General features: G+C 62.5%; 1 protein-coding gene. It reads right to left on the bottom strand.

All coding sequences use genetic code 11. From position 1 onward, the window contains the following. Window positions 1-275 (bottom strand): substrate-binding domain-containing protein (locus E0702_RS17275; RefSeq protein WP_205742050.1); only part of this gene is annotated, 275 nt, incomplete at both ends.

Raw genomic sequence — 275 nt, 5'->3', positions numbered from 1 at the left:
AATTGTTGTACACGCCGTCGAGGTTCTGCGTGAGGTCCGGGTTGATCTGCGCCGCCATCAACGCCACCGCGACCGACTGATAGGTCGGCTCGACGTAGTAGCCCGCCTTGTTGAGCACCTTCACGACGGGGAAACCCGACTTCATCGCGTAGGAGTACTCGACGTACGTGATGGCTCCCTCGCCGTAGTCCTGGCTGACGTACCCGGCCACGCCGAGCGACCCGTTCTGGCCCTTGAACGACGCGTTGATCTGGGGGAACTGCGATCGCATGCCC

The sequence above is a fragment of the Halomonas marinisediminis genome (assembly GCF_004347715.1).
Taxonomy (GTDB): Bacteria; Pseudomonadota; Gammaproteobacteria; order Pseudomonadales; family Halomonadaceae; genus Halomonas; species Halomonas icarae.
Note: the sequence above shows the minus strand (reverse complement) of the source record. Positions and strands in the feature narration are given on the sequence as shown.